Origin of the sequence: Paractinoplanes tereljensis, from assembly GCF_016862435.1 — a bacterium.
GTDB classification, from domain to species: domain Bacteria; phylum Actinomycetota; class Actinomycetes; order Mycobacteriales; family Micromonosporaceae; genus Actinoplanes; species Actinoplanes tereljensis.
Window position 1 is genome coordinate 1 of sequence record NZ_BOMY01000055.1, and the last position, 24,279, is coordinate 24,279.

Here is a 24,279-nt window from a genome sequence, read left to right on the forward strand (position 1 = left end):
GGTGGGACGAACGTTGGTGGGACGAACGTTGGTGGGACGAACGTTGGTGGGACGAACGGTCGTCGGCCTTGGCTTCCGCGGATTCTTTCGGCTGGCTTGATCGCTCTGGTTGCTGGGTTTGTCGGCGGGCTGGTGGGGCGGGCTACCGGCGGCGGTGAGCGGCAGCGGTCGGTGGGGGCGGCTACCTGTTCGGCGGCGAGCATCGCTGAGCGGGTGCTACCCACCGTCGTCACGCTCTCGGTCGGTGGTGGGAACGGCAGCGGGGAGATCATTCGCGACGGGGGCTACATCCTCACCAACGACCACGTGATCTCTCCGGCCGGTGCCCGCGGGGCCATCACCGTGCTGTTCAGTGATGGGCGAACCGCGCCGGCCACGATTGTTGGCCGTGCCCCGCTCGTTGACCTGGCCGTGGTGCGGGTGCAGACCACCGAGAAGCTTCCGCTCATCGAAGTGGGGCGGTCGTCGGCGCTGCGGGTCGGGCAGCCGGTGGTGGCGCTCGGGGCGCCGCTCGGGCTTTCCGGCACCGTTACCGCGGGGATCGTCAGCGCGCTGGGACGGGATATTCCGGTGCCGGCCGACGGTGGGCAGACCGCGGTGTTGCCGGGGGCGGTGCAGACCGACGCGGCGATCAACCCGGGGAACTCCGGTGGGCCGCTTGTCGACTGCGATGGGCGGCTGATCGGAGTGAACACGGCCATCGCTACCGTGCCCAACGCGGACGGGCAGGCCGGGGGTGGCAGCGTCGGGATCGGGTTCGCCATCCCGGTGGACGCGGCCACCGTGGTGGCTGACCAGCTCATCTCGCAGGGACGATAGGGGCTGATGATCCGCATGGGGCGCGCAGCGCTCGGGCTCGATAGGCTGTGGGACACCGCCGCCCCCCGAAGCTCGAAAGCGACATCACCAATGCAGGTCTCGGTCGCGCACCACCCGCCCAACACGGCCGTCCTCGTGCTGCGCGGTTCCCTTGACATCGACACCGCACCGTCCCTCAAGGCGAACCTCAACCGACTTGTCGAACGCCCCAGCCCTCGGGTGGTGGTAGACGTCGCGGGTCTCGACTTCTGTGACTCGATGGGGGTCGGCGTGCTGGTCACGGCACACGCCCGGGCCATCGAGCGGGGCGGCTGGGTGCGGCTGGCCGCGCCGAGCGGTTTCCTGCGCCGCCTCTTCGACACCCTGGGGCTGGCCGACTACCTGGCACTCTTCCCGGACGTGGCGGCCGCCATCAAAGAGTGAGTAGACCGTTTCGCGCCGAGATCTCCAGATCTTGTAGACCTACGGCACGGAACGGGGGCCAAGTCCACAAGATCTCGGCGAATCGGGCCGCACGCGGGGGAAATAGGCGGCATGTCCGGCTATCCGAAGTGGACGAATCCACCATGCGGAAGCTTCGGCCCACGCTGCGAGACGTCGGCCCAGGATCCGAGATCGGCGGCCACTATGTGGACGACCGGCCGGGCAAGACGGGCGTCGCCGGGCGCTGCCCGGTAACGCGGTATTCCGGGGCCGGAATCGCCCGGAGCGGACACACGGGCGAAGCGCTGCCCGACACGGCAATGCGCGGGGCCGAGCGCGTGCCCGGAACGGACGCGCAGGTGGACTGCTGCCCGGCAGGGCAGTGCGCGGGGACCGGGCTCGCCCGGAACGGACGCACGGGCGAAGCGCTATCCGACAGGGCAATGCGCGGGAGCAGGGCCCCCGCGGAACGGGCGCACAGGGCGGGTGTGGCCCGGCAGGGCGGGGTTTGGGGTCGGGCCCGCCCGGAACGGGCGCGCGGAGGGTGAGCGCCGCCCAGCGGGACTGAGTGCCACGGGACCGGGCATGCCCGTATTTGAAAAGGGATCAGCCCCGCCGCGAGCGACGGGGCTGTCCTTTCCTGATGAACTCAGCTTGTTACGCCGAAGACGATTCGGCCGAGGGTGTCCTCGGTGCCGATGAAGCCTTCGGAGGGGATGAACTGGCTGTCGCCGAAGTCGACGTCGGCGTCGTCGGCGGTGCCGCCTACGCCGTCGGGGCCTACGCCGAACAGAGTCGCGAAGCCGGTGCCGCCGGCGTCCATCAGGTTGGGGAGGGCGTCCTGGTTGTCGGTGTGGTAGTCGCCGAAGAAGTGGCCGGCCTCGTGGGAGATCACGTTGCTCAGCGCCTGGCCCAGGAAAGCGATGCGGTCGCTCGCGGGGGTCAGGTAGGTGTTCAGGGACGCTGACGAGTCGCCGGCGGGGGCGCTCAGCACGTCCAGCAGGACCAGCGCCGTCTCTTCGGTTTCGAAGTTGCCGGGGTCGATGCTCTGGGCGATGCCGATGGTGTCCACGCCGCTCTCGTCGATGGTGCCGCCGACCACGATGCGGCTGACGTTGGCGCCGCCCCACGGGTCGTCGTCGTCCTTGCTGTTCTTGATCTTCAGCTTGAACTTGGGGTTCAGGCCGCTGGCTAACAGGTCCTTCTTCAGGTTCTCGGTCACGCCTGCGGTCACCGCGTCGATCACCGCGTCCTCGTCGGCCCGGGTCAGGCCCCAGTTGGCCAGGAACGCGGCGAACGGGCTCAGGTCGCGGTTGCCCGGACCACCGAAGACCCCGGTGTTGACACGCTCACCATCAAAATCCAGATACAGCGTCTGTACGGGGGTCGCACCCTGCAGGACCGGGCGGTAACCCTCGACCGTGATGTCGTAGGCGCCGGAGCCGGACTGCACGCCGACGTAGTGCCAGCCGGCCTTGGTCGCCACGTAATCCGTCACCGCGGTGCCGCCCGCGGGCAGCGGGGAGGCCAGCGGGTAGATGTAGGAGGCGTCCTGGTCGGAGCCGTGCACCTCGCGCGGCGTGGTGTCGTAGACGGTGATGTAGGTCGGGCTGCCCTTGACGCTGGCGCCGATGATGTCGCCGGCCTTCAGCTTGATGGCGAAGAAGTCCTTGTCGATGCCGCCGGAGGTGAGCGTCAGCGTGTACGGACCCTCGGACGGCGGGGTGGTGTCGCCGATGCCGCCGCCGCTGGCCGAGTCGAACGGGTCGGCGGGCAGACCGCCGTAGGCGGCAACCGCCAGGTAGAACGTGCCGGCCGTGGCCGCCGTGTAGGTGATCTGGCTGTCCAGGCCGGTGAAGTCGTCGTTGACGGCGACCAGCGTGCCGTCGGCGGCGAACAGTTCCAGGACCGTGTCGAGCGGGCCGGTCGGGGTGGCCGTCTTCAGCGTCAGCACCTTGCCGGCCGCTGCGGTGATCTTGTAGAAGTCGAAGTCGTTGCTGCCGTCGCCGGTCTGCCGGCCGTGCGGGCCGTCGCCGATCACCGAGTCGATCAGCGCACCGCTGCGGATGGTGCCGATGCCGGTGTCGCCGGCCAGCGTGATCGAGCCGTTGTCCTCGGCCGGTGCCGGGACGGCCGGAGTGCTGATCGGGTCGTTGTCGAGGCTGCCGAGCACCCGGATCTTCGGGTAGGTGCCGGTGCCGAAGGTGGTGATCCGTTGGGCGTTGGCGGGCGTGTCGTTGCCGCCGTTGGTGCCGTCGATCTCGTCCTCGTCGACCACCACCGCCGGGACGGCGGCCTGCGCGGCGAGGGCGGGGTTGGTGCTGGCGAGCGTCTTCGCCCGAAGTGCCGCCCTGGACTTGGCCTGCACCTTCAAGTAGTTCGCCCAGCCCGAGTAGTCGACCTTGCTGGCGTCGGCGACCTCGGCCAGGAACGGGTTGGGGCCCTTGGGCTTCGCCCCGTAGTCGGCCTTGGGTGCCACGCCGATGCCGGCGGCCAGCGAGGCCTTGTCGGCCGGGCTGAGTTGATCATCCTGAGTGGGTGGCGGAGCGGCCTGTGCGGCGCCCGGCGTAATCAGTGCCAGGCCCAGCAGGGTCGCCGAGATGGTTGCGATGCTACGTCGCATTCGTCCCCCTTCAGCACATCCGAGCCCCCCGGCCGCGGATGGCAAGGGCTGACGTTACTGAAGGACAACCATCAATATCTAGAGTTGTGAATATGCCTTAACAGATCTATCGACCATCTGTTGACCGGCGCTGCTGGACCCCTTCGAGGGCGGCCACCGCGGCACCCCGGGCACCGGCCATGTCGAGGTCGGCGACCAGTGCGAAAGTGGCCGCGGCCTGCTGTTCGGCCCGCAGCTGGGTGTGCTCGCGGACGGTGTTGAGGAACCACTGCCGGAACTTCGGCGCGGCCTCCACCACCCCGCCGCCGAGCAGGTAGGCGTGCGGGTCGGTGAAGTTGGCGGCCACCGTGAAAAGCTTCCCGATCGCCTTCGCCTGCTGCCCGAACACCGCCAGGGCCAGCGGGTCCTCCTTCTCGCCGTAGCCGCGCAGCTGCTTGGCGGCCACCGCGATCGGCTCGGCGGCGAGCGGGTGGTCGGGGAACTTGGTGAGCCAGTAGGGCAGCAGGTTGTTCTTGATGCCGGTGAGCGACGCGAGGCTCTCGCCGTCGCCGGCGAAGCCGCAGTTGCACTGCGGGACCGGCTGGTCGTCCTCCAGCACACCGTGCAGCGGGATCTGCACGTGGCCGAGCTCGCCGGCCATGCCGGCCGCCCCGGAGATCACCCGGCCGTTCTCCACCACGCCGCCGCCCAGCCCGGTGCCGACGATCGCGGCGACCGAGGACCGGCGCATCGCGTCCGCGCCGAACAGCTGGTGGTGTGCGTAGAGCGCGGCCGCGTTGGCGTCGTTGTTGTAGAACACCGGCAGGCCGATCCGGGCCTCGAGCGCGCCCCGGATGTCGAAGCCGTGCCACGACACCTGGTTGAAGTTGGTCGCGCCCTTGGACGAGATCACCCCGGTGGCGCTGGCCGGGCCCGGCGTGTCCAGGCCGACCGCGCGCACCAGCGTCAGCGGCGTGCTGGTGAGCTCGATGATGTTGGCGAACGCCTCGGCCAGGGCCTCGACCGCCGACTCGGGCCCGTCCGTCACGAGACTGGGATTTTCCACCAGATGGTCGACGAGATATTGGCCCGTCGCGTCGAGCACGGTGGCGTTGTTGCAGGTCCCACCGTTGTCGAGGCCAACGACGACCCAGGAGGCGGGAGTGCGTACCGGTTCAGCCTGATCCACAAAGCTGAGCGTACGTCCGGTTCCGCCGCCAGGGTACGGGTGCGGGCGGATTGCGGGTCGGTTAGTGATGGTTGCTCGGGCGACGGCCCCCGGTTAACCGGTCGAACCGGATGGCATGACGACAGATCTGCTCGTGCGCCGGGCCACCTTCGGGCCCACCCCGGCGACCCTGGCCGAGGCCGCTCAGCTGGGCGTGAACGGCTGGCTGGAGAAGCAGCTGGCGCCCGAGAAGATCAACGACGCGGTCTGCGACGACCTGCTGGCCCGCCTTCCCCTCGCGGGGGCGAGCATTTCGGCCGTACGGGCGAAGCTGCCGGTGCACTCCTACGACGCGTTCAAGCAGCTGGGCCGGGCCGGGGTGGCCCGCGCCGCGTGGAGCAACCGGCAGCTGTTCGAGAGCGTGGCCGCGTTCTGGGCCAACCACCTGCACGTGGCCGCGCCGTCCAGCGGTGGCTGGGACAGCCGGGCCGACTACGACGCTCAGGTGATCCGCAAGCACACGTTCGGGAAGTTCGCCGACATGCTCAAGGCGTCGATGCGGCACCCGGCGATGCTCACCTACCTCGACAACCGCTCCTCCACCAGGAGCCACCCCAACGAGAACTACGCCCGTGAGCTGATGGAGCTGCACACCGTCGGCCTGGTCTACGCCGAGGACGACGTGCAGGCGGCCGCGCGCCTGCTCACCGGCCTGACCGTGGCCAAGAACGGCACCTATGTGTACGACGCGTCGAAGCACCTGGGTGGCGCGGTCAAGATCCTCGGTTTCTCCTCGGCGAACGCGCCGAATGATGTGGCACCGCTCGCCTTCGCCGACCATCTGGCCCGGCACCCCTCGACCGCCGAACGCATCGCGACCAAGCTGTGTGTCCGTTTTGTCGCCGACGAACCCCCGGCCTCGCTGGTCGCCAAGCTGGCCAAGGTCTACCTGGACAACGACACCGCGATCAAGCCGGTCCTGAAGGCCCTCTTCACCTCACCGGAGTTCTCCGCCAGCGCCGGGAAGAAGACCCGCACGCCGTTCGAGGACCTGATCGCGACAATCCGGACGCTCGGCCTCGGACCGGAGAAATCCGGCACCAAGGCCATCGACGCCCTCTACAACATGCTCGTCGACGTCGGGAACGCGCCGTACCGGTGGGGCCCGCCGAACGGCTACCCGGACGTCGCGGTGGCCTGGGCGTCGCCGTCGGCGTTCCTGCTCAAGTGCAACTGGCACCTCAACCTGGCCACCGGCTGGTACCCGGCGCAGCTCACTCGCCCGGCCGACCTGCGCAAGGCCCTGGTCCCGACGCTGCCGGCCACCTACGGCGCGCTGATCGACGCCCTGGCGACCCGGCTGACCGGCACCAGGCTGCCGCCGACCCACACCGCCGCCGTGCTCAGCGTCGCCGGAAAGCTGCCGACCAGTCCTCTGACCAGCTCTGACAAGACGCTCGCGGGCAGCTTCCCGTACCTGGTGGCGCTCGTCCTCGACTCGCCGGCCTTCCAGCTGAGGTGATCATGAAGTTCCCCGGATGTGTGGAGAACGCGACCATCAGCCGCCGCACGCTGCTCGGCGCGGCCGCGCTGACCGGCCTGGCCGGCGCCGGGCTCTCCACCCAGCTGGCCTTCGCCGACCCGACCTACTCCGGCGACACCCTGGTGGTGCTGTCGCTGCACGGCGGCTTCGACGGGCTGTCGGCGATCGCCCCGATCGGCGACCCCGACTACTACAAGGCGCGGCCGACCATCGCCCTGCCGAAAAGCCAGGTGATCGCCGGGGACGGCACGTTCGGCCTGCACCCGGCGCTGAACCCGCTGCTCCCGCTGTGGAAGGGCGGCAAGCTCGCCGCCGTGCACGCGGTCGGCCAGCCCAACCCGACCCGCTCGCACTTCGCCGCGATGGACGCGATGGAGAACGCCGCCCCCGGCACCTCGATCCGCGGCGGCTGGCTGGACCGGATGCTCGGCGTCACCGGCGCGACCGGGCCGCTGGCCGGCGTCTCGGTCGGCGGCGCCATGCCGAGCCGGCTGTTCGCCGGGCCGGTGCCGGCCGTCTCGATGGCCGCCATCGACAAGTTCACCCTGGCCGGCGACTCGGTCCAGCGTCCGATGGCCGCGGCCCTCAAGACGATGTACGCGGACGCGCCGCCCGCCCAGGCCGGCCCCGCCCTGGCCGCCGGTAGGGCACTGACCGCCACCGCCGCGATGCGGGCCACCCCCTACACCCCGGCCAACGGGGCCGCCTATCCGGCCACTGAACTCGGCGGGGCGCTGCGCGACGTGGCCCGGCTGATCAAGTCGAGGACCGGCCTGGTCACCGCGGCCGTCGACTGCGGCGACTGGGACATGCACGACGCGCTCGGCACCGCGACCAAGGGCCAGCGGATGTACGACAACCTCACCGACCTGGCCCTCGCCCTGGCCGCGTTCAGCACCGACCTCGGCCCGGCCGGGATGAACTCGGTGACCCTGCTGACCATCAGCGAGTTCGGCCGCCGGGTGCAGGAGAACGCGTCGCACGGCGCCGACCACGGTCACGGCAACGCGATGCTGCTGCTCGGCGGCGGGGTCCGCGGCGGCAAGGTCTACACCGCCTGGCCCGGCCTGTCCCCCGGCGCGCTGGTGGCCGGCGACCTGGCCGCCACCACCGATTACCGCTCGGTGATCGGTGAACTCCTCCAGAAGCGCTGCCGCTTCGGCTCGCTTTCCGAGGTGTTCCCGGGTGTCAAGCCATCCGCGTTCGGCCTGGCCGCCGCCCGCACCTAAGCTCAGCTCTAATGGAAAGCGTGCTGGACACAGGTCAGGACGACGGCTTCTCGTCGCTGCGCAGGCCGGCTCGCCCCCGCGCCGAGCGGTACGAGCTGGGCCGGTCCCTGCGCGAGCGCGCGCACCGGACCGACATGGCCTACTGGAACCCGCCGGACGACCGGCCCGATCCGGTGCAGCAGGTCATCGGGCAGAACGAGGGACGCCAGGACTGGCTGGTCCCGATTCGGATCGGCCGCATGATCAGTTCGCCGTACGCGTTCCTGCGCGGCACCGCCAACATCATGGCCGACGACTTCGCCCGGCTGCCCGCCACCGGCATCACCCCGGTCATCTGCGGCGACGCCCACTTGGGCAACTTCGGCTTCTACGCCTCCCCCGAGCGGGAACTGGTCTTCGACCTCAACGACTTCGACGAGGCGCACCCCGGCGCCTGGGAGTGGGACCTGCGCCGGCTCGCGGTCAGCGTCTACGTGGCCGGCCGGCAGAACGGCTTCCGCGAGACCCAGTGCGGCGAGGCCGTCCAGCACTGCGTCGACGAGTACCGCGAGCAGCTCGCCCACCTGGCCGAACGGCCGCTGCTCGGGCGCAGCTTCGACCGGCTCGACGTCGACCAGCTGCGCTCGGCCGCCTCCAAGGCCAGCTTCCGCGAGGAGATCGAGCGGGCCGCCCGGCGGGCCCGCCGGCGCACCAGTGACCGGGCCCTCCCCCGCTTCACCGAACGGCACGACGGCACGCTGCGGATGGTCCAGGAGCCGCCGGTGATCACCCGGCCCTCCGACGAGGAGCGGGAGGCCCTGGCCGAGGCGCTGGACGGCTATCTCAACACGCTGCCGCCGCACTGGGCGCGCATCCTGGCCGGGTACCGGATCGTCGACATCGCGCACAAGGTGGTCGGGGTCGGGTCGGTCGGGCTGCGGGCCTACGTCGCGCTGTGCGAGGGCAGCAGCCCGGACGACGTGCTGTTCCTGCAGCTCAAGCAGGCCCGGCGGTCGGTGATCGCGCCGCACCAGCACGGCGAGGCGGCCTGGCACCGGCATCAGGGACAGCGGGTCGTCGAATACCAGCAGGCGCTGCAGACGGTCAGCGACCCGCTGCTCGGCTGGACCACGGTCGGTGACATGCAGTTCTACGTGCGCCAGTTCCGGGACATGAAGGGCGCGATCGTCGTCGAGGACATCAGCGCCGGCGCGCTCGCCGACTACGCCGGCATCTGCGGGTTCCTGCTCGCCAAATCGCACGCCCGCACGAGTGGAGCCTCGATGATCACCGGATACATCGGCGGGAGCGACAAGCTCGCCGACTCGCTGTGCCGCTTCGCCCGGGCGTACGCCGACCAGGTGGAACGGGATCACGCCGCCCTCGTCGACGCGGTCCGCCGCGGCACCCTGCCGGCGGAGCGCTTGGTATGAGCGGCCTCGTCTCGTTGTCATCCGCCGCGCTGTCAGATTTCTGGACCGAGCGGCACCTCTGCACGTTCACCACGCTGCGCAAGGACGGCTCGCCACACGTGGTGGCCGTCGGTGCGACCCTGCTGGGCGACGTTGCCCGGGTGATCTCCTCCGCAGGATCTGCTCATGTCCGGCATATCCGAAATGGGCAAGCGAGGGTGGCGATTTGCCAGGTTGATGGCGCCCGGTGGAGCACGGTCGAGGGCCTCGCGGTGGTCAAGGACGACCCGGTGTCGGTCGCCGAAGGAGAGAAGCTGTACGCCGCGCGCTATCGGGTTCCCCGGCCCAACCCGATTCGCGTCGTCATCGAGATCAGCGTGACGAAGGTCCTCGGTTCCAGCGCCTTTACCGGCTAGCGTCGATGTCGTGAGCAGCTTCGAGGCGGACCCTGAGGTCGGGCCGGCCCCGCCGGCCACGATGGAATTGCTGGAGGGCGCGCCGGTCGCGCTGGGCGGCCCGCGCGGCTTCGCCGTCACCCGCACGCTGCCCAACCGGCAGCGGCGGATGGTGGGCGCCTGGTGCTTCCTGGATGCGTACGGGCCGCACGACCTGGCCGGTAACCAGGGCATGCGGGTCGGGCCGCACCCGCACACCGGCTTGCAGACGGTGACCTGGCTGGTGGCCGGGGAGGTGCTGCACCGCGACAGCCTCGGCAACACCTGCGAGATCCGGCCCGGGCAGCTCAACCTGATGACGGCCGGCCGGGGCATCTCGCACGCCGAGCAGACGCCGGTCGAGCATTCGGGCGTGCTGCACGGCGTACAGCTGTGGGTTGCTCTGCCGCACGCGGACCGTGACATGGCCCCGGCCTTCGCCCACCACGAAGATCTTCCCGTCGTCGAAGACGGCGGTCTGTCGGCCACCGTCCTGATGGGCACCCTGGCGGGTGCCACCTCCCCGGCGAAATGCCACACCCCCCTGGTGGGTGCCGAGGTCACCCTGACTGCCGGGACCACCGCTCAGCTGCCGCTTCAGGCCCATTACGAGTACGCCGTACTGGTGCTCGACGGCGCGGCCGACGTGGACGACGCCAACCTCAAGCCCGGCCCGCTGCTCTATCTCGGATCCGGGCGCACCTCGGTGCGACTGTCCACCGGATCGGCGTCGCGGCTGCTGCTGCTCGGCGGCGAGCCGTTCGACGAACGCCTGGTCATGTGGTGGAACTTCGTCGCCCGCGACCACGACGAGATCGTCCAGATGCGAGCCGACTGGGCCTCCGGCACGCCGCGGTTCGGCGAGGTGCGCGGCTACGACGGCCCGCCGCTGCCGGCCCCGCCGATGCCGATCACCCGGCTCGTTCCGCGCGGACGGGTGCGCTGACGTATTCGGCTTGACGGGTTCCCGGCGCGGGCGGATCGTCGAGATGACGCCCATCCCGGGGAGACCCATGAACGTCTGGGATGCAGCAAAACTCGCATTGATCGTGGCCACGCCCACGTTGTTCGGCGCGCTGATCCTCTATGCCCCGAAGTGGTTCGACGTGGCCTCGGCGTACTGGGAGGCTCGCAAGCCGCCGGTGCCGCAGCCGGTCGGGCCGCCGATCGAGCAACTGGCCGCCGACCTGCGCCGGCTGCTGCGGCTGCACGCGTCGATGACCGCGTCCGCGCACATGGCGATGCGGGCGCACCGGCTGTGGGCGGTGGAGGCGGCGATCGCGGTGCGGGCCGTCGAGGCCGCCCGGGCCCTGGAGTTGCCGCACCGGGTGCCCTGCTCCCCCGGCGAGCTCGAGTCGCTGCTCCGGGCCCTGACCGCGGCCGGGCTGGTGTTGCCCGCCCAGGTCGGCCGGTTCACCTCCGACGGGCGGCTCTGACAGTTTTCGAAACGGCGGCGGTGTGCACCCCGCCGCCGTTCCTCTCCCGGCACTCCCGCGCAACCGTGACCACACACCTGCACCTGGGGGGCAAGCGCGATGTGTGAGTCCCTGGGGTGTGGCGCGAGGGCGGCCATTGTTACTACCGGGGGCGGCAGCCGCCGGCCGGGGGATTGAGGGTCTCCAGCGTCCAGTGGTTCGTGGACCCTGGGGACCGCGTTGTCCGTGGGGGCTCATCCACCGTGACATCCCCGAGGACCATGATCCGCGCCGCGCGGGAGTGGTCTTCGCCACCCCCTGTCCACCTAACGAGGTCGTGGGGATCCTCAAAACGGGTTTAAGAATTCCTTAAGTCCACGATCTGGAAAGCGGTGACCACGCGTTATTCCACGCCGACGATCCGTGCCCGGGAAAACGTGTTTGAACTGTTCGCGGCGCCCACGCGTAGTCATGGCAGAGGAAACCCATGCGGTCCGCGCGACGTCGGCGCCGACTCTCGGTCACCGCGCCGCCACCGGGCCGTGCGGCACGCTCCCGAGGGTGCTGGCGCACCGCGCAAAAGCGTGGTTAACCTTCCACAACCGCCGGATGGGGGGACTATCCGGGCACTGGGGCGACGAGACGGGGGAGCAATGCGGCACTGGGGCTCAGGGCTCTTAGCCGGGCTACTCCCGGACGGGGCCGCCGCATGAGCTTCGAGGACGACGAATACTGGGAAGACGAATACTCTGAGTATTCCATCATGCCGAATTCGGCGGTCGTTCAGGAACGTCAATTCCAGAAACGATCAGCGCCCGATCCGGTCATTCCCACCCGTCGTTCCGGCGACGTCGACACTCCCGTCGACGAGCTCGCCGCCCGCCGCCGGCAACGTGCCACCGGCAGCCGCAAGCCCCAGGTGGCGTTCGACTCGCAGCGCCCGAGCTGGCTCGACGACCCGGACTTCGCCCCGGTCGACACGTCCGCGCCCAACCTGGCCGGCGACGAGTTCGCCGACATCGACTTCAACCGCCCCGAGCTGGGCGCCGACTTCGACGCCCCGGACTACCCGATCCCGAGCACCGGCGACGTCCGGCAGCGCCGCGACGACCGCTTCGGCGACTTCCAGGACGACATCGACGAGCCCTTCGACCACCGCGACCTGGCCGCCTACGGCCACGGCCCGACGACCACCACCCGGGTAACCCCGGCCGACGAGAACCTCGGCCGCGCGGGCCGGTCCGGGCGGGGTGCCCGACCGGCCTCCCCCGGCGAGCCGCAGCGCGGCGGCCGGCCAGGCGACCCGGCTCGCGGTGGCCGCCCCGGCGACCCGGCTCGTGGTGGCCGACCCGGCTTTCCCGCCGACCCGGCGCGCGGTGGACGACCCGGCTCGCCCGCCGACCCGGCGCGTAGTGGACGACCCGCAGCGTCCGGCGAGCCGCAGCGCGGCGGCCGGTCCGGGAACGCGCAGCGTGGCCGCACCGAGTGGGTCGACGACACCGGCTGGACCGACGAGAACCGGCCCGAGCGCGGCGGCCGCACCGGATGGTCCGGCGACACCCCGCGACGTGCCGGCGGCGCCGAGTGGGCCGACGACGCGCCGCAGCGCGGCCAGCGGGGCCCGGCACCGCAGCGCGCCGACTGGGCCGGAGACGTGCCCTCGCGTGGCGGGGCACCGCTTCGCTCCGACTTCGTCGGCGACGTGCCCCCGCGCGGCGGGCGGCCCGGCGAGGCGCCGACACGTGCCGACTGGGTCGGCGACGTGCCTCCACGGGGCGGGGCACCGCTTCGCTCCGACTTCGTCGGCGACCAGCCGCAGCGCGACCTCGGCGGCCAGCCGGGCGACGCGCCGCAGCGCGGCGAGCGTGGCACTCGCTCCGGCGACGTGCCGCAGCGCGGCAACCGCCCCGGCGACGTGCCGCAGCGCGGCGAGCGGGTCAGCCGGGCGAACGACGTCACGCAGCACGCCGAGTGGTCCGAGGGCGGTTCGCCGCAGCGCGGGGACCGCGTCGCGTGGGTCGACGATCCGGCTGGTCAGGGCACTTGGACCGGGCAGGACGCCGCCGAGCTCGCGGGCCTGGATCCGGCCCGGCCGCAGCCGCCGGTCCGCGACGAGCGGGTCGAGGCGCCGGAGGCTGCGCAAGCGGCTGCCGCCGCGGCCGCGCCGGTCGAGGAAGAGACGCCGAAGAGCAAGCGCGGATGGCTGCGCCGGAAGAAGAACGCCGACCAGGACGGCCGGGCCGCGAAGCCGAAGCCCGGCGACCAGCCGGCCCCGGGCACGACCCCGCCGCCGGCTCTGCCGCCGGGCCCGGCCCCGGCGACCGGACGGGGCGTTGTCTCGCTGAGCGGCCAGCCCGGGCAGGACGTGGAACCGCAGGCCGCGCAGCCGAGCCAGGGTGCCGCGCCGCAGGGCGGCCAGGCAGCCCCGGCCGCCGGAACGCAGGGCGGGCAGGCAGGGCGGGCTGCCGGAGCGCAGGGTGGGCAGGCCGCACGAGTCGCCGGAGCGCAGGGCGCCGCGCCGCAGGCCGGGCCGGTGGCTCGGGGTGCCGCAGCGCAGGATGCGCCGCCCGGACGGCCCGCCGGGCCGCAGGGCGCCGCTCCCCAGGCCGGACCGCCCGCACGTGGTTCCGCAGTCCCGGATGGACAGTCCGGGCGTGTTTCCGCGCCGCAAAATGGAGAGTCCCGGCCGGGTGCCGCACCGCAGGATGGACGGTCCGCGCGCGGCGCCGCCGCGCCGGACGGCGCTCCGGGGCGAGCCGCCGTGCCGCAGGGTGGGCGAGCCGCCGGACCGCAGGCTGAGCAGCCGCGTCGCGGCGCTGACCAGCGCGGCGCTGACCCGCGCGGTGTCGATCCGCGCGGTGTCGATCCGCGCGGCGCTGACCAGCGTGCGGCCGACCCGCGAAGTGCTGAGCTCGGGGCGGATACGCGTGGCGCCGAGGCCTACGGGCCGCCGGCCGTGAGTGGGCGGGCCCAGGTCCCCGGGCTGCGGCCGCCGGTCAATCCCGAAGAGCTGTACCGGCGACCCGAGGACGGGCGTCCCGCTCAGGGTGGGCGTGCGGCTCAGGGAGGGCTCCCAGAGCAGGCCGGGCGCCGGCCGGTTCAGGACGGACGCCCTGGTCAAGACGGACGCCCTGGTCAGGACATGCGCGCTGGTCAGGATGGGCGCGCTGGTCAGGACCGTGGTCCGGGCCGGGACGAGCGGCGGCGGGCCGGGGATGAGGTCGCCTTTGAGCGCGGCGACCGGCGGGCGCGACCGGGCGAGCGGACCGATCCACGGATCCGGCGGCCGATCGACAGCGAGCTGGACATCACCGACTCGCGGTTGCGACGTCCGGCCGACCTGGACAGCACCGACTCACGGCTCCGCCGACCGGGCGACGTCGACAGCACCGACTCGCGGCTGCGGCGTTCGGCCGACCTCGACAGCACCGACTCGCGCCTGCGCCGGCCGGAAACCACCGATCCGCGGATGGCCGACCCGCGCCGCCGGCCGAGTGGCCGGATGGGCGAGCGCACCGCGTTCTGGGACCCGGCTGACGGCGACGACCTGGCCGTGCGGCGGCCCGACGGGAGCCGCGACGAGCGGCGCCCGGACGAACGCCGCCCGGACGAGCTGGACCCGCGGTCCGAGCGGGAGGGACGCCGCCGGGCCGCCGACGATCGTGGCCGGCGCACCGACGGACGGCCGCCGATCACCGCGATCGGCGACTACGACCAGGGCTTCCGCCCGGTCGGCGGCAGCGGCTGGGACGACCGTCGCGCCGACGACCGGACCACCTGGTCGGAGCAGCCCGCCGCGTGGAGCGGTGACGGCCGCCCCGGCGAGCATGTCGCCTGGGCCGGCGACGACGACCGAGCCGTCGAGGGCACCGGCTGGGAAGAGCCCGCCGCCGAGGAGGGCTGGTCCGAGGACGGCCGCCGGGTCACCTCCTGGGACATCGAGGGCGAAGCCACCTGGAACGACGAGCCAACCGGCCCGGACGCTAAAGGCGCGGAACTCCCGGCCGCGGCCGACGAGCAGTCCGACGAGTACGGCGGCCAGGGCCCGCGGGTGCTCAGCAAGACCCCACCGCCCACCCAGCCGAAGGTGATCAGCCGCGAGGAGCCCGCCCCGGTCCCCCGCGTGGTCAAGAAGGCCGAACCCGAGCCGCCGCGCGTGATCGGCACGACCCCGGCTACCCCGGCCGCCCGCGTGGTCGCCCCGCCGCCGGCTACCCCGACACCAACCACGGACACCCCTGCCGACCGCCGCCCGGCGGCCGGCCCCCAGCATCGCCCGGCGACGCCGATCATCCCCGGCGCCGACGGCACACCCGGCCAGCAGGCCCGTCCGGCCGGCCCCGACCCGGCCCGGCGTCCCGGCACCGCCCGCCCACCGGCCGCCGACCCGGCGTCCCCGCAGCAGCGCCCGGCCGCCGCGGCCGCCGCGGCCGAGCAGGGCACCCCGCGACCGGGCACCGGCGCGCCCGGCCAGGACCAGCGCACCGCCGGCTCGCCGCGCCCCGACGCCTCCGGCCAGCAACTCCCGGCCGCCCACGCGGGCCCTGCCCACCAGGCCGGTTCGCCGTGGGACACCAGCTCCCGCATGCAGGCCCCATGGGAAACCGGCACCCGCATGCCGGCCCCCCAGCAAACCGGCCCACAGGCGCAGTCGCCGTGGGATACCAGCACTCGCATGCAGGCGCCTGACCAGACCGGCACACGCATGCAGGGCCAGCCACAAACCGGCCCGCAGACGCAGCCATCGCAGCAGAACGGCCCGCAGGCACAGTCGCCGTGGGAAACCGGCACGCGCATGCCGGCACCCGACCAGACCGGCACACGCATGCAGGGCCAACCGCAAACCGGCCCGCAGACGCAGCAACCGCAACAAAACGGCCCCCAAGCGCAGTCGCCCTGGGAAACCGGGACACGGATGCAGACGCCGGACCAGACCGGCACCCGCATGGCAGCACCCCTGCAAAACGGCCCCCAAGCGCAGCAACCGCAACAAAACGCTCCCCAGGCGCAGTCGCCCTGGGAAACCGGAACGCGGATGCAAGCGCCGGAGCAGACCGGCACCCGCATGCCGGCGCCGCAGCCGCAGAACCGGCCGCAGACGCCGGCGCAGCCCGGGCCGCAGGCGCCGTGGGAGACCGGCTCCCAGATGCAGTCTCCGTGGGAGACCGGCAGCCGCCTCAACGGGCCGGACGGGCCGCCGCGCTCGCGCCGGACTCCGCGCACCGCGCACGTCACGCTCTCCGAGTCGGACGGCGGGCCCTGGTCGATGGTGCCGGACGAGGCGCCTCCGGCGTCCCTGCCGGTGAGTGGCCTGTCCCGGCCCATCTCCCCCAGCGCCCCGCGCCCGCAGACCGACCCGAACCAGCCGGCGCGGCCCGGTCCGGTCCCCGGCTACGACGTGCCCGCCGCCTCGGCTCCTCCGGCCGCAACCCGGCCGGCCACGCTCCAGCCGCCGGTGCGGCCGGGCGTCCAGACGCCGCCCGGATCGCAGGTGCCGCCGGGCACCCAGCTGCCGCCGGCCGCGCAGGTCTCGGCCGCCTCGCCGGTCGCGCAGCGGCCGCCCGCTGCTCAGGTCATGCCGGCCGCGCAGCTGCCGATTGCCGGGCAGGTGCCGCCGGGCGTCCAGGCCCCGCCTAACGCGCAGGCTTCGCCGAACGCTCCGACCGCCTACGCAGGCTCGCCGGGCGGGGCCCCGACCGCGCGGCAGGCTCCCCCGGTCACGCCGGTCTCGCCGGCCGCCGCGCGCGGTCCGGTCGATGTTCCGGTTTCGCCGATGCCTACCGCTGGCCGGCCTCCGGCCGGCACCCCGGCACGGCCGGCCGCTTCCACACCCGCGGATCAGGACCCGGCCGCTTGGCCCCGGCCGCCGGTCTCCGGCGCCGAACAGACCCGGCCATCGGCCGCCGGAACCGAACAGACCCGGCCGCCGGCCGATCAGATGCCCGGCGCCCACAGCAGCCGGCCCACTTCGCTGGCTTCGGCCCCGGTCAGCGCACCCGCTGGGAGGCGCGGGCCGCGTCCGGCCGGCCCGGTGGGCACCCCGCCGCAGCAGGGCGGCTCCGCGCGGCCGGTCTCGCCGGCCGCCACGCCGCAGGACGACGTGCCGACGCAGCCGATGGTTCGCCCCGCGCGGACGGCTGCCCAGGACCAGGGCACGCCCAGCCACGCCGCGCCGCAGCAAGCAACGCCCGGCCACGCCGCGCCGCAGCAGGCAACGCCTGGGCGCGGCGGCGGCCAGCACCAAGCAAAGCCCGGCCACGCGGCCGCGCCGGAAGCGGCAACTGGGCAACCGGCGGTGCCGCAGCAGGCCGAGCCCGGTCACGACGCCGCCCAGCCGGCCGCCGCCGGTCACGCCGCGGCTCAGCACGCAGCGGCTGTGGCACCGCAGGGCGCGACGGCTCGGCCCGATGGCTCGCAGCAGGCTGCGCTCGCACCCGAGAAGCCGGCGCCGGACGGTGACAGCGGGGCCGGGGCCGCTCGGATCGCGGTGCCGATGCAGCGGCCTTCGGTGGACGGGGCCGTGCCTGGTGCACCGGTCGCGGCGCCCAAGGCTCCGCGGCACGGGGCGCCGGACGCCGGTGACGCGGCGGCAGCGGACGCGGCGGCAGCGGAGCAGGGGCGGCCCGGGGCGCATGCGGCGCCGTACATGGATCCGGACGGGACGCTGCACAACCTGCGGCCGATCGGCAAGCTCATGGTGTCCGGGCCCGATCAGGAGCCTCGGCGGGCCGCTGACACCGCGTTCGTCGGGCAGTGGTTCAACAAGTCGGATCCGCCCGCTCCCTCGGTCAAACCGGTGGGGGACGGCGGCGACGGCATGGTGCTCGACCTGGATCTGGCGGGGCTGCTCAACGGGGTCGTGCTCGACGCCGAGCCGGACGTTTCCCACCAGAACGACCAGAGCGACGGGGACGAACAGACCGATCAGGACGACAACACCGAAGCGGCGCCGGACGAGGCGGAGCGAGGCGCCGCGCTGGTTCCCTCCGAGCCGGTGGTTGAGCTGGTCGAGAAGGCTGTGCTGTCGGCGGCCGACCTCGAGGCCATCCGGTGGCGGCTCGACGGTGGGACCCTGCGGGAAGTGGTCGACAACAAGGACGCGCTGCGGGAGCTCGGGGAACGGCTGGACGAGCCGCTCGCCGACGAGACCGACAACGTCGCCAAGGCGGGGCTGCTGGCCGTGCGGGCCGAGGTCTACCGGCTGCTCGGGGAGCTCGGCATGGCCGCGGCCGCGAGCCGGCTGGCGCTCGCGCACGCCGAGTCGGCGCAGCACACCCAGTCGACGGTGATCGCGCAGGCCGAGCTGGCGCACGTGCTGCGGCTGCGCAAGGACTACGAGGAGGCCGACCGGTTGTTCGCCAAGGCGGCAAAAGCGGACGTCCCCGACCCGTTGCGCAGCGTCGTCCACGAGAACGCCGGACGCAGCTGCTTCGACCAGGGACGGCACATGGAGGCGCTCGATCACTTCGCCCGGGCCGTACGGCTGGGTGAGCCGGAGGATCAGGAACTCGCCGAGCGGATCGGGGTTTGCCTGGAAGCCGTGTACATCCACGTGCTGCGGGACGGCTGGGGCCCGTACCCCCGGAAGGAAGCCTGATCAACCGCTGAGCGGGAGCGGGGTCGGCGGGTGAGCCATCGCCGTGCGGCCCCGGCCGGCCTGTTTGGCCTCGTAGAGGGCGGTGTCCGAGGCGTGGCCGAGTTCGATCGCGGTCCCGGCGTGGTCGGGTAGCACGGCCACGCCGATGCTGAGGCCGGGTGGGCCGCTCGGCAGGTCCTCGATCTTCGCGACGGCGGCCCGGATCTCATCCGCGGCGCGGCGGGCACCCATCCGGTCGGTGCGCAGCAGCACCACGAACTCGTCGCCGCCGAGCCGGCCGACCACGTCGTCCTCGCGGCGGGCGACCGTGCGCAGCGCGTCGGCGACCGACTGCAGGGCCATGTCGCCAACGCCGTGGCCCCAGGTGTCGTTGATCTTCTTGAAGTAGTCGATGTCGATGGTGAGCAGGGCGATCGGCTCGGTGCCGCGGTTGGCCCAGACGACCGCGCGGGCCAGTTCGCCGTCGAACGAGCGGCGGTTGGCCACGCCGGTGAGCGGATCCGCGTACGCCTGGGTCTCCAGGACGTCGCGCAGCCGGTCGTTGCGCAGCCGCAGCGAGTTGACCACGATCGCGGTGAGGATCATCGCGACGGTCAGCGACGCCCAGTCGGACAGGCCCCGGTTGGCGCCCTCGACCGGGAAGACGACGGCCGCGTTGCCGGCCGAGACCAGGGTGAGGACCAGGTAGTTCCCGGTGCGGCTGAGGAAGTTCGCGGCGTACAGGACCGGCCACAGGTAGAAGAACTGGGCGCCGGTGCTGGCGTCGGCGGTGGCCAGGTTGAGCGCGGTCACCAGGCCTACGCCGAGGTAGGGCGCGAGCAGCCACATCACCCACGGCACCCGCTCGGGGCGCCACCGGCAGATCGCCCCGCCGACGCCGAGCACGACGGTGAGTACGGCGAAGACGCTGACGCCGGTGATCGTCCGGTTGTCCGGCAGGATCACGCCGGTGACGAACATGAACGGCCCGGCACCCATCAACAGGTACGCGACGGAACGGGATGCCCCGGCCTGGTCACGCAACTGAAACCGCACGAGGGATCACTTCGGTCCGGGCGGCACGCAGTTGAGAGTTTCAGGCGCGGGCCAGGGTCACTCCGGCGCTGGCCGCGGTCACCAGCACCAGGGCGACGATCTCCACCACGCCGAGGCGCTGGTGCAGGACGAGCAGGCCGGCGATGGCCGCGCCGGCCGGTTCGAGGCTCATCAGGATCCCGAAGACCCGGGTGGGGATGCGGCGCAGCGCGTTGATCTCCAGGCCGTAGGAGAGGACCGAGGAGAGCAGGGCGACGGCGACGCCGCCGATCAACAGACGAGGATCATCCAGTACGGCGGTCGCACCGCTCGCGCCGAACGGCAGCACCAGCAGTGCCGCCACGGCCAGCGAGACGGTCAGCCCGCCGGTGCCGGGGACCAGCCCGCCCAGTTCGGCGCTGAACACGATGTAACCGGCCCAGAAGAGCCCGGCCAGGAACGCCAGCAGCAGGCCGCCGAGCGGAGCGGAGCCGCCGTTCGCGGTGCCCAGCAGGATCACGCCGCCGGCCGCCAGCGCGGCCCACACCAGGTCGAGCAGGCGGCGGGTCTGCACGACGGCGAGCAGCAGCGGCCCGAGGAACTCGACGGTGACCGCGATGCCGAGCGGCACGGTCCGCAGGGCCAGGTAGAAGATCAGGTTCATCCCGGCCATCACCACGCCGAGCAGGGCGGCGGCCCGCCAGGCCGCGCCGGACCAGCCGCGCAGGGCGGGCCGGGTGACCACCCCCAGGATCACCGCGGCGAGGGCCAGCCGGAGGAGGGTGACCCCGGCCGCGCCGAGATCGTCGAAAAGTGTGCGGGCGACCGCCGAGCCGAACTGCACCGAGACGATCGCCAGCAGCACGAGCAGGGGTGCGGGCACCTCGGGGCGTTTCACCGGGTGAGCCTCCCCCGGCGGCGACCGGCCGGAGTCGCCGGATGCCGCCGGGGTGAGCAGGCACACCTCTATTCGGGCTGGTCGCTCCCGCGTCGCCCGCGGAACCAGTCGGGCTGGCCGTCGAGGCTGTCCGCCGCCGGGGACCGGGGCGGCCAGGAGCGGCCGGCGTGGTCGACCGGCTCGCCGGGCGGGTGGTGGGCGGCCGGGCGGCCGGCCACCGGCATACCGAGATCCCGGTCGTTCTCCACACCGAGCATGGCGTGCCGGGCGGCGGCGACGCGCTCCGGGACGGGGTCGACCTCCGGGGCCGGCGCCGGTGCCATCGCGGCTCCGGCGCCGACCGGCAGCGGTTCCGGCTCCGGCTCCGGCTCCGGCTCCATTTCCGGGGCGGGGGCAGCCGCCGCGGGCCGGCTGGAGGCGGGCCACAGCCGGGGCGACCGGCGGGCGGCCAGGTCCTCGGCCCAGCCGAAGCAGACCACCGCCACCAGGGTGAGGGCCATGGCGACGCCGAAGTCGACCGCGATGGCCAGGTCGCCCTCCAGGTCGTCGAGGGCGATGAAGGTGAGCACCGGCCAGACCGCGGCGATCGCGATGTTGTGCCAGAGATAGACCGTGACGGCCCGTGCGTTGAGCAGGGTCACCGCCCCGTCGAGGGGCTTGAACTTGGCCAGCCATTCCATGCTGGGCTGCCAGCGCAGCACCAGCAGGACGAAGGCCAGCGACCAGAGGGCCTGCGACTCGGCCACGTCGTTCAGGTCCCAGGGGTCCTCCCCCTGGTGGCCGTTCATCCACCACAGCGCGACCGCCCCCATCACCGCCGCGGCCGGGTACGCGATCCAGGGCTTGACCCGGGCCAGCCGGCCGTCGTGGTGGGCGAACCCGGCGATCCAGCAGGCGCCGTAGGTGACGAAGTCCCACAGGGCCGCGTCGGCGGTATCCGGCAGGCTGAACCCGGTCAGGTCGAGGAAGCCCATCACCAGTAGCGGCGCGGCCACCGCCCCCCAGCCGATCCGCCGGTAGAGGGCGTACATGACCGGCGAGAGCAGGATGAACCAGAGGTAGGCGCGCAGGTACCAGAGCGGTTCCCAGGCGTCGATGGCCAGGTCACTGCCGGGTGGGTCGGCGATCGGCAGCAGCCAGAAGAACAACCGGCCGATGCTGAACGGATGGTCGCTGTCGATCTCGGTCGCCCAGCCGGCGACCAGCATGACGGGTACGGCGACCAGGCCGAGCAGCCACAACGGGGGCAGCAGCCGCCGCACCCGGGAGAGGACCACCTGCCCGGCGGCCCGCTTGTCCAGGGAAGCGGCGGCGAGCGAGCCGGCCAGCGCGAACATGATGCCCATCGCGGGCAGCAGGATGGACAGCCAGGGCCAGCCGAACAGGTGGTAGATGATCACCCGGACGATTGCCGCGGCACGGAGCAGGTCCAGGTAGCGATTTCGCACCGGGGAACGGTAGCCATCACTGCCCGGTCGGCGGGACCGCCGAGCGGTCGCCAGAAAGGCCGCGCAGGCTTACCCCGAAGGGATGAACTGTCCGAATTGTCTGTGCGGTTGTGCGACGCCCATGGTGACCGTGGCCGGTTTGTGACGTTGTCCCCTGGCGAGGGCGACCGGGGAGGCCGGACGCCCGCGACTCGATGGGACTTACTGGGAAATGCGGAAACCTCTGGTGGTGGTGTGCGCCGCGGCGTCGGCGATGTTGCTCGGAGGCGGGGTCCTGGCCACGGCGGCGGGTGCGTCGGAAACGCCGGACGAGCCGTTCGGCTTCAGCATGCCGAGCCTGTGGGGGTGGCCGCAGTTCGGGGACGACTCGGACGACACCGGGGACTTCGTCGACGACGCTGATGACGTCGACGAGGAACCCGTGGTGGGGAACGCCGACGACGCCGGTGACGGCTCCGTTGTGGAGGACCCCGATGCCGTACGGGACGGGGACGGCGATCCTGATGATCCGGACGCCGTACGGGAGACGCCGGACGCCGAGCCGGAGCGGCCCGAACCGCGCGACCAGAACCGGGTTGCCGCGGCGCCGCAGCGCCCGGCTGCGCAGCAGCCGAAGAGGCAGACCCTCGGCTTCGCCCAGCAACCCGCCACGGCCGCGGACGGCCTGCTCGCCACCGCCCGCCAGGACGTCACCCGGGCCGACGTGTCGTCCAGCCCGTACGCGCGCTGGCAGCAGCAGATCCTGACGCTGGTCAACCAGAACCGGCGGCGCGGCGGCTGCGACGCCGTGGCGGTGGACCGGCGGCTGATCGAGGCGGCCAACGAGCACGCGGCCGACATGGCCCGCCGCGACTACTTCGCGCACGAGTCGCCCGACGGCGACAGCGCCGGGGACCGGGTGAGCGAGGCCGGTTACCGCTGGAAGAGGTACGGCGAGAACATCGCCCGCGGCGCGGACAGCCCGTTCGAGGTGGTCGACGGCTGGATGCACAGCCCGGCGCACCGGGAGAACATCATGGATTGCCGGCTGCACCAGATGGGCGCCGGCCTGGCCGTCACCCGCGACCGCACCACTTACTGGGTGCAGGACTTCGCGACACCCCAAAGCTAAGGGTTCTGCAACCCGTCTTCCCTCAACTGAATCCGGCGCGAACCGAAAACATCTCACAGATTCGCGCCACGGTCGTTCCCCACACACCGAGGCGAGCCCGGTTGTGTTTCGATGTGCGAACACATGTCCTGGGGAGGACCAAGTTGGTAGTGAGACGGGCTTCCGCCCGCCTCACCGGGGTCGTTTTGGCGACCCTGGTGGGCGGCGGTCTCGGTGTGGCACTGACGCCTGCGGGCGCCGGTGCTGCGGTGCGCACCGCACCGGCGGCCAAGGTCGTGACCACCTCGGTGGTCACGCAGGCGGCGGCCGCGAGCTGTGCCACCGGTAAGTTCCAGAAGCAGGTCGAGGGCAACCTCAACAAGATCGGCGGCTACGGCACGCTCACGGTGGACGGCAAGCAGTCCGCCACCGATTGTGCGGCCATCAAGAAGTTCCAGACCCGGTTCGGCATCAAGCCGGCCTCCGGTCTGGCCGGCCCGACGACGAACGACGTGGCCAAGCGCCTCGCGGCGTCCAACACGGCCGCGTGCAAGGCCAAGAAGACCGGCCTTACCTTCTGTGTCGACCTCACCCACCAGACCACCTGGGTGATGAAGGACGGCAAGGTGCTCGTCAAGCCGACGGTCACCCGTACCGGCATGAACAACTACGAGACGCCGGCCGGCACCTTCAAAATCAACAAGCGGACCAAGAAGGAGTGGTCGGACCCGTACCACGTCTGGTTGCCGTACTGGCAGCGGTTCATCGGCGGGCGCGGTTTCCACCAGACCACCACCTACATCCACGACATGTGGCGTGGTTCGCACGGCTGCGTGAACCTGCTGCCGCAGGACGCGACGAAGTACTACAGCCTCGGCAAGATCGGCTCCACGGTGAAGGTGTTCGGGCGTCGCCCGGGAACCTGATCCGGATCCTTTGAAGCCCGGACTCCACGGATGGGGTCCGGGCTTTGCTGTTTCTAGGCGGCCTTGCGCGCGTGGGTGGTGAGGACCTCGTGGCGGGGTATCAACTGCTCGTCGCCGCGGGCCGTCACCAGGCGTAAGCCCTCCCGGCTCAGGGTGTATGTCACGTCCTGGAACCGGCTCTCGGTGTCGTCGTGGTGCACCACGGTCAACTCGTCGGCTCGCTGCATCGCTGCGTCACGTCCTTCACGGTCACGTTGTCCAAACAGGTACGGTGGGGCCGTG

At 72.4% G+C, this 24,279-nt stretch carries 17 protein-coding genes; 11 read left to right on the top strand and 6 right to left on the bottom strand.

The genetic code is table 11. The features are described 5' to 3' along the window. Positions 1–96: 96 nt before the first annotated feature. Entirely contained in the window at positions 97–819 is a 723-nt protein-coding gene (locus tag Ate02nite_RS42725; RefSeq protein ID WP_239148120.1) for a S1C family serine protease, read from the top strand. A gap of 90 nt (positions 820–909) precedes the next feature. Further along, positions 910–1,242, top strand: a complete 333-nt coding sequence (locus Ate02nite_RS42730; RefSeq protein ID WP_203813680.1) for an STAS domain-containing protein — start codon at positions 910–912, stop codon at positions 1,240–1,242. A gap of 649 nt (positions 1,243–1,891) precedes the next feature. Here Ate02nite_RS42730 and Ate02nite_RS42735 read toward each other — a convergent pair. Further along, positions 1,892–3,865: a PPC domain-containing protein gene (locus Ate02nite_RS42735; RefSeq protein ID WP_203813681.1), complete on the bottom strand. Its 1,974-nt coding sequence runs from the start codon at positions 3,863–3,865 to the stop codon at positions 1,892–1,894. A gap of 106 nt (positions 3,866–3,971) precedes the next feature. After that, positions 3,972–5,033, bottom strand: a complete 1,062-nt coding sequence (locus tag Ate02nite_RS42740; protein ID WP_203813682.1) for an ROK family protein — start codon at positions 5,031–5,033, stop codon at positions 3,972–3,974. A gap of 115 nt (positions 5,034–5,148) precedes the next feature. Here Ate02nite_RS42740 and Ate02nite_RS42745 point away from each other — a divergent pair, with 115 nt between their 5' ends. The 7 genes from Ate02nite_RS42745 (at position 5,149) to Ate02nite_RS42775 (ending at position 18,621) form a co-directional block, all read left to right on the top strand. Beyond that, the gene (locus tag Ate02nite_RS42745) at positions 5,149–6,534 is read left to right on the top strand and encodes a DUF1800 domain-containing protein (protein ID WP_203813683.1); all 1,386 of its coding nucleotides are present in this window, start codon (positions 5,149–5,151) and stop codon (positions 6,532–6,534) included. A gap of 2 nt (positions 6,535–6,536) precedes the next feature. Further along, the gene (locus Ate02nite_RS42750) at positions 6,537–7,784 is read left to right on the top strand and encodes a DUF1501 domain-containing protein (protein WP_203813684.1); all 1,248 of its coding nucleotides are present in this window, start codon (positions 6,537–6,539) and stop codon (positions 7,782–7,784) included. A 20-nt stretch (positions 7,785–7,804) separates the two neighbouring features. Next, the gene (locus tag Ate02nite_RS42755) at positions 7,805–9,196 is read left to right on the top strand and encodes a DUF2252 domain-containing protein (RefSeq protein ID WP_239148121.1); all 1,392 of its coding nucleotides are present in this window, start codon (positions 7,805–7,807) and stop codon (positions 9,194–9,196) included. Next, on the top strand, positions 9,193–9,591 hold the full coding sequence (locus Ate02nite_RS42760; protein WP_203813686.1) for a pyridoxamine 5'-phosphate oxidase family protein: 399 nt from the start codon (positions 9,193–9,195) through the stop codon (positions 9,589–9,591). The genes Ate02nite_RS42755 and Ate02nite_RS42760 overlap by 4 nt, the downstream gene beginning before the upstream one ends. A 10-nt stretch (positions 9,592–9,601) precedes the next feature. After that, a complete protein-coding gene (locus Ate02nite_RS42765) occupies positions 9,602–10,555 on the top strand; it encodes a pirin family protein (RefSeq protein WP_239148122.1) in 954 nt (317 codons plus the stop codon). A gap of 67 nt (positions 10,556–10,622) precedes the next feature. After that, the gene (locus Ate02nite_RS42770) at positions 10,623–11,045 is read left to right on the top strand and encodes a hypothetical protein (RefSeq protein ID WP_203813687.1); all 423 of its coding nucleotides are present in this window, start codon (positions 10,623–10,625) and stop codon (positions 11,043–11,045) included. A gap of 742 nt (positions 11,046–11,787) precedes the next feature. Beyond that, positions 11,788–18,621: a hypothetical protein gene (locus Ate02nite_RS42775; protein ID WP_203813688.1), complete on the top strand. Its 6,834-nt coding sequence runs from the start codon at positions 11,788–11,790 to the stop codon at positions 18,619–18,621. On the opposite strand, the gene Ate02nite_RS42780 is transcribed toward Ate02nite_RS42775, so the two are convergent. The 3 genes from Ate02nite_RS42780 to Ate02nite_RS42790 all read right to left on the bottom strand — a co-directional run bounded on the left by Ate02nite_RS42780 (position 18,622) and on the right by Ate02nite_RS42790 (position 21,981). Next, entirely contained in the window at positions 18,622–19,656 is a 1,035-nt protein-coding gene (locus Ate02nite_RS42780; protein WP_203813689.1) for a GGDEF domain-containing protein, read from the bottom strand. It lies immediately after the preceding gene. Between the two features lie 40 nt (positions 19,657–19,696). Next, on the bottom strand, positions 19,697–20,533 hold the full coding sequence (locus Ate02nite_RS42785; protein WP_239148123.1) for an EamA family transporter: 837 nt from the start codon (positions 20,531–20,533) through the stop codon (positions 19,697–19,699). 68 nt (positions 20,534–20,601) lie between these two features. Then, entirely contained in the window at positions 20,602–21,981 is a 1,380-nt protein-coding gene (locus Ate02nite_RS42790; RefSeq protein ID WP_203813690.1) for an acyltransferase family protein, read from the bottom strand. A 211-nt stretch (positions 21,982–22,192) separates the two neighbouring features. Between Ate02nite_RS42790 and Ate02nite_RS42795 the strand changes: the two genes are divergently transcribed. Together Ate02nite_RS42795 and Ate02nite_RS42800 are read left to right on the top strand one after the other, a co-directional pair. After that, positions 22,193–23,092: a CAP domain-containing protein gene (locus Ate02nite_RS42795; RefSeq protein ID WP_203813691.1), complete on the top strand. Its 900-nt coding sequence runs from the start codon at positions 22,193–22,195 to the stop codon at positions 23,090–23,092. A gap of 149 nt (positions 23,093–23,241) precedes the next feature. After that, positions 23,242–23,997, top strand: coding sequence for a L,D-transpeptidase family protein (locus Ate02nite_RS42800; RefSeq protein ID WP_239148124.1), 756 nt, complete (start codon positions 23,242–23,244; stop codon positions 23,995–23,997). A gap of 53 nt (positions 23,998–24,050) precedes the next feature. On the opposite strand, the gene Ate02nite_RS42805 is transcribed toward Ate02nite_RS42800, so the two are convergent. After that, the gene (locus Ate02nite_RS42805) at positions 24,051–24,224 is read right to left on the bottom strand and encodes a hypothetical protein (RefSeq protein ID WP_203813692.1); all 174 of its coding nucleotides are present in this window, start codon (positions 24,222–24,224) and stop codon (positions 24,051–24,053) included. Positions 24,225–24,279 lie beyond the last annotated feature (55 nt).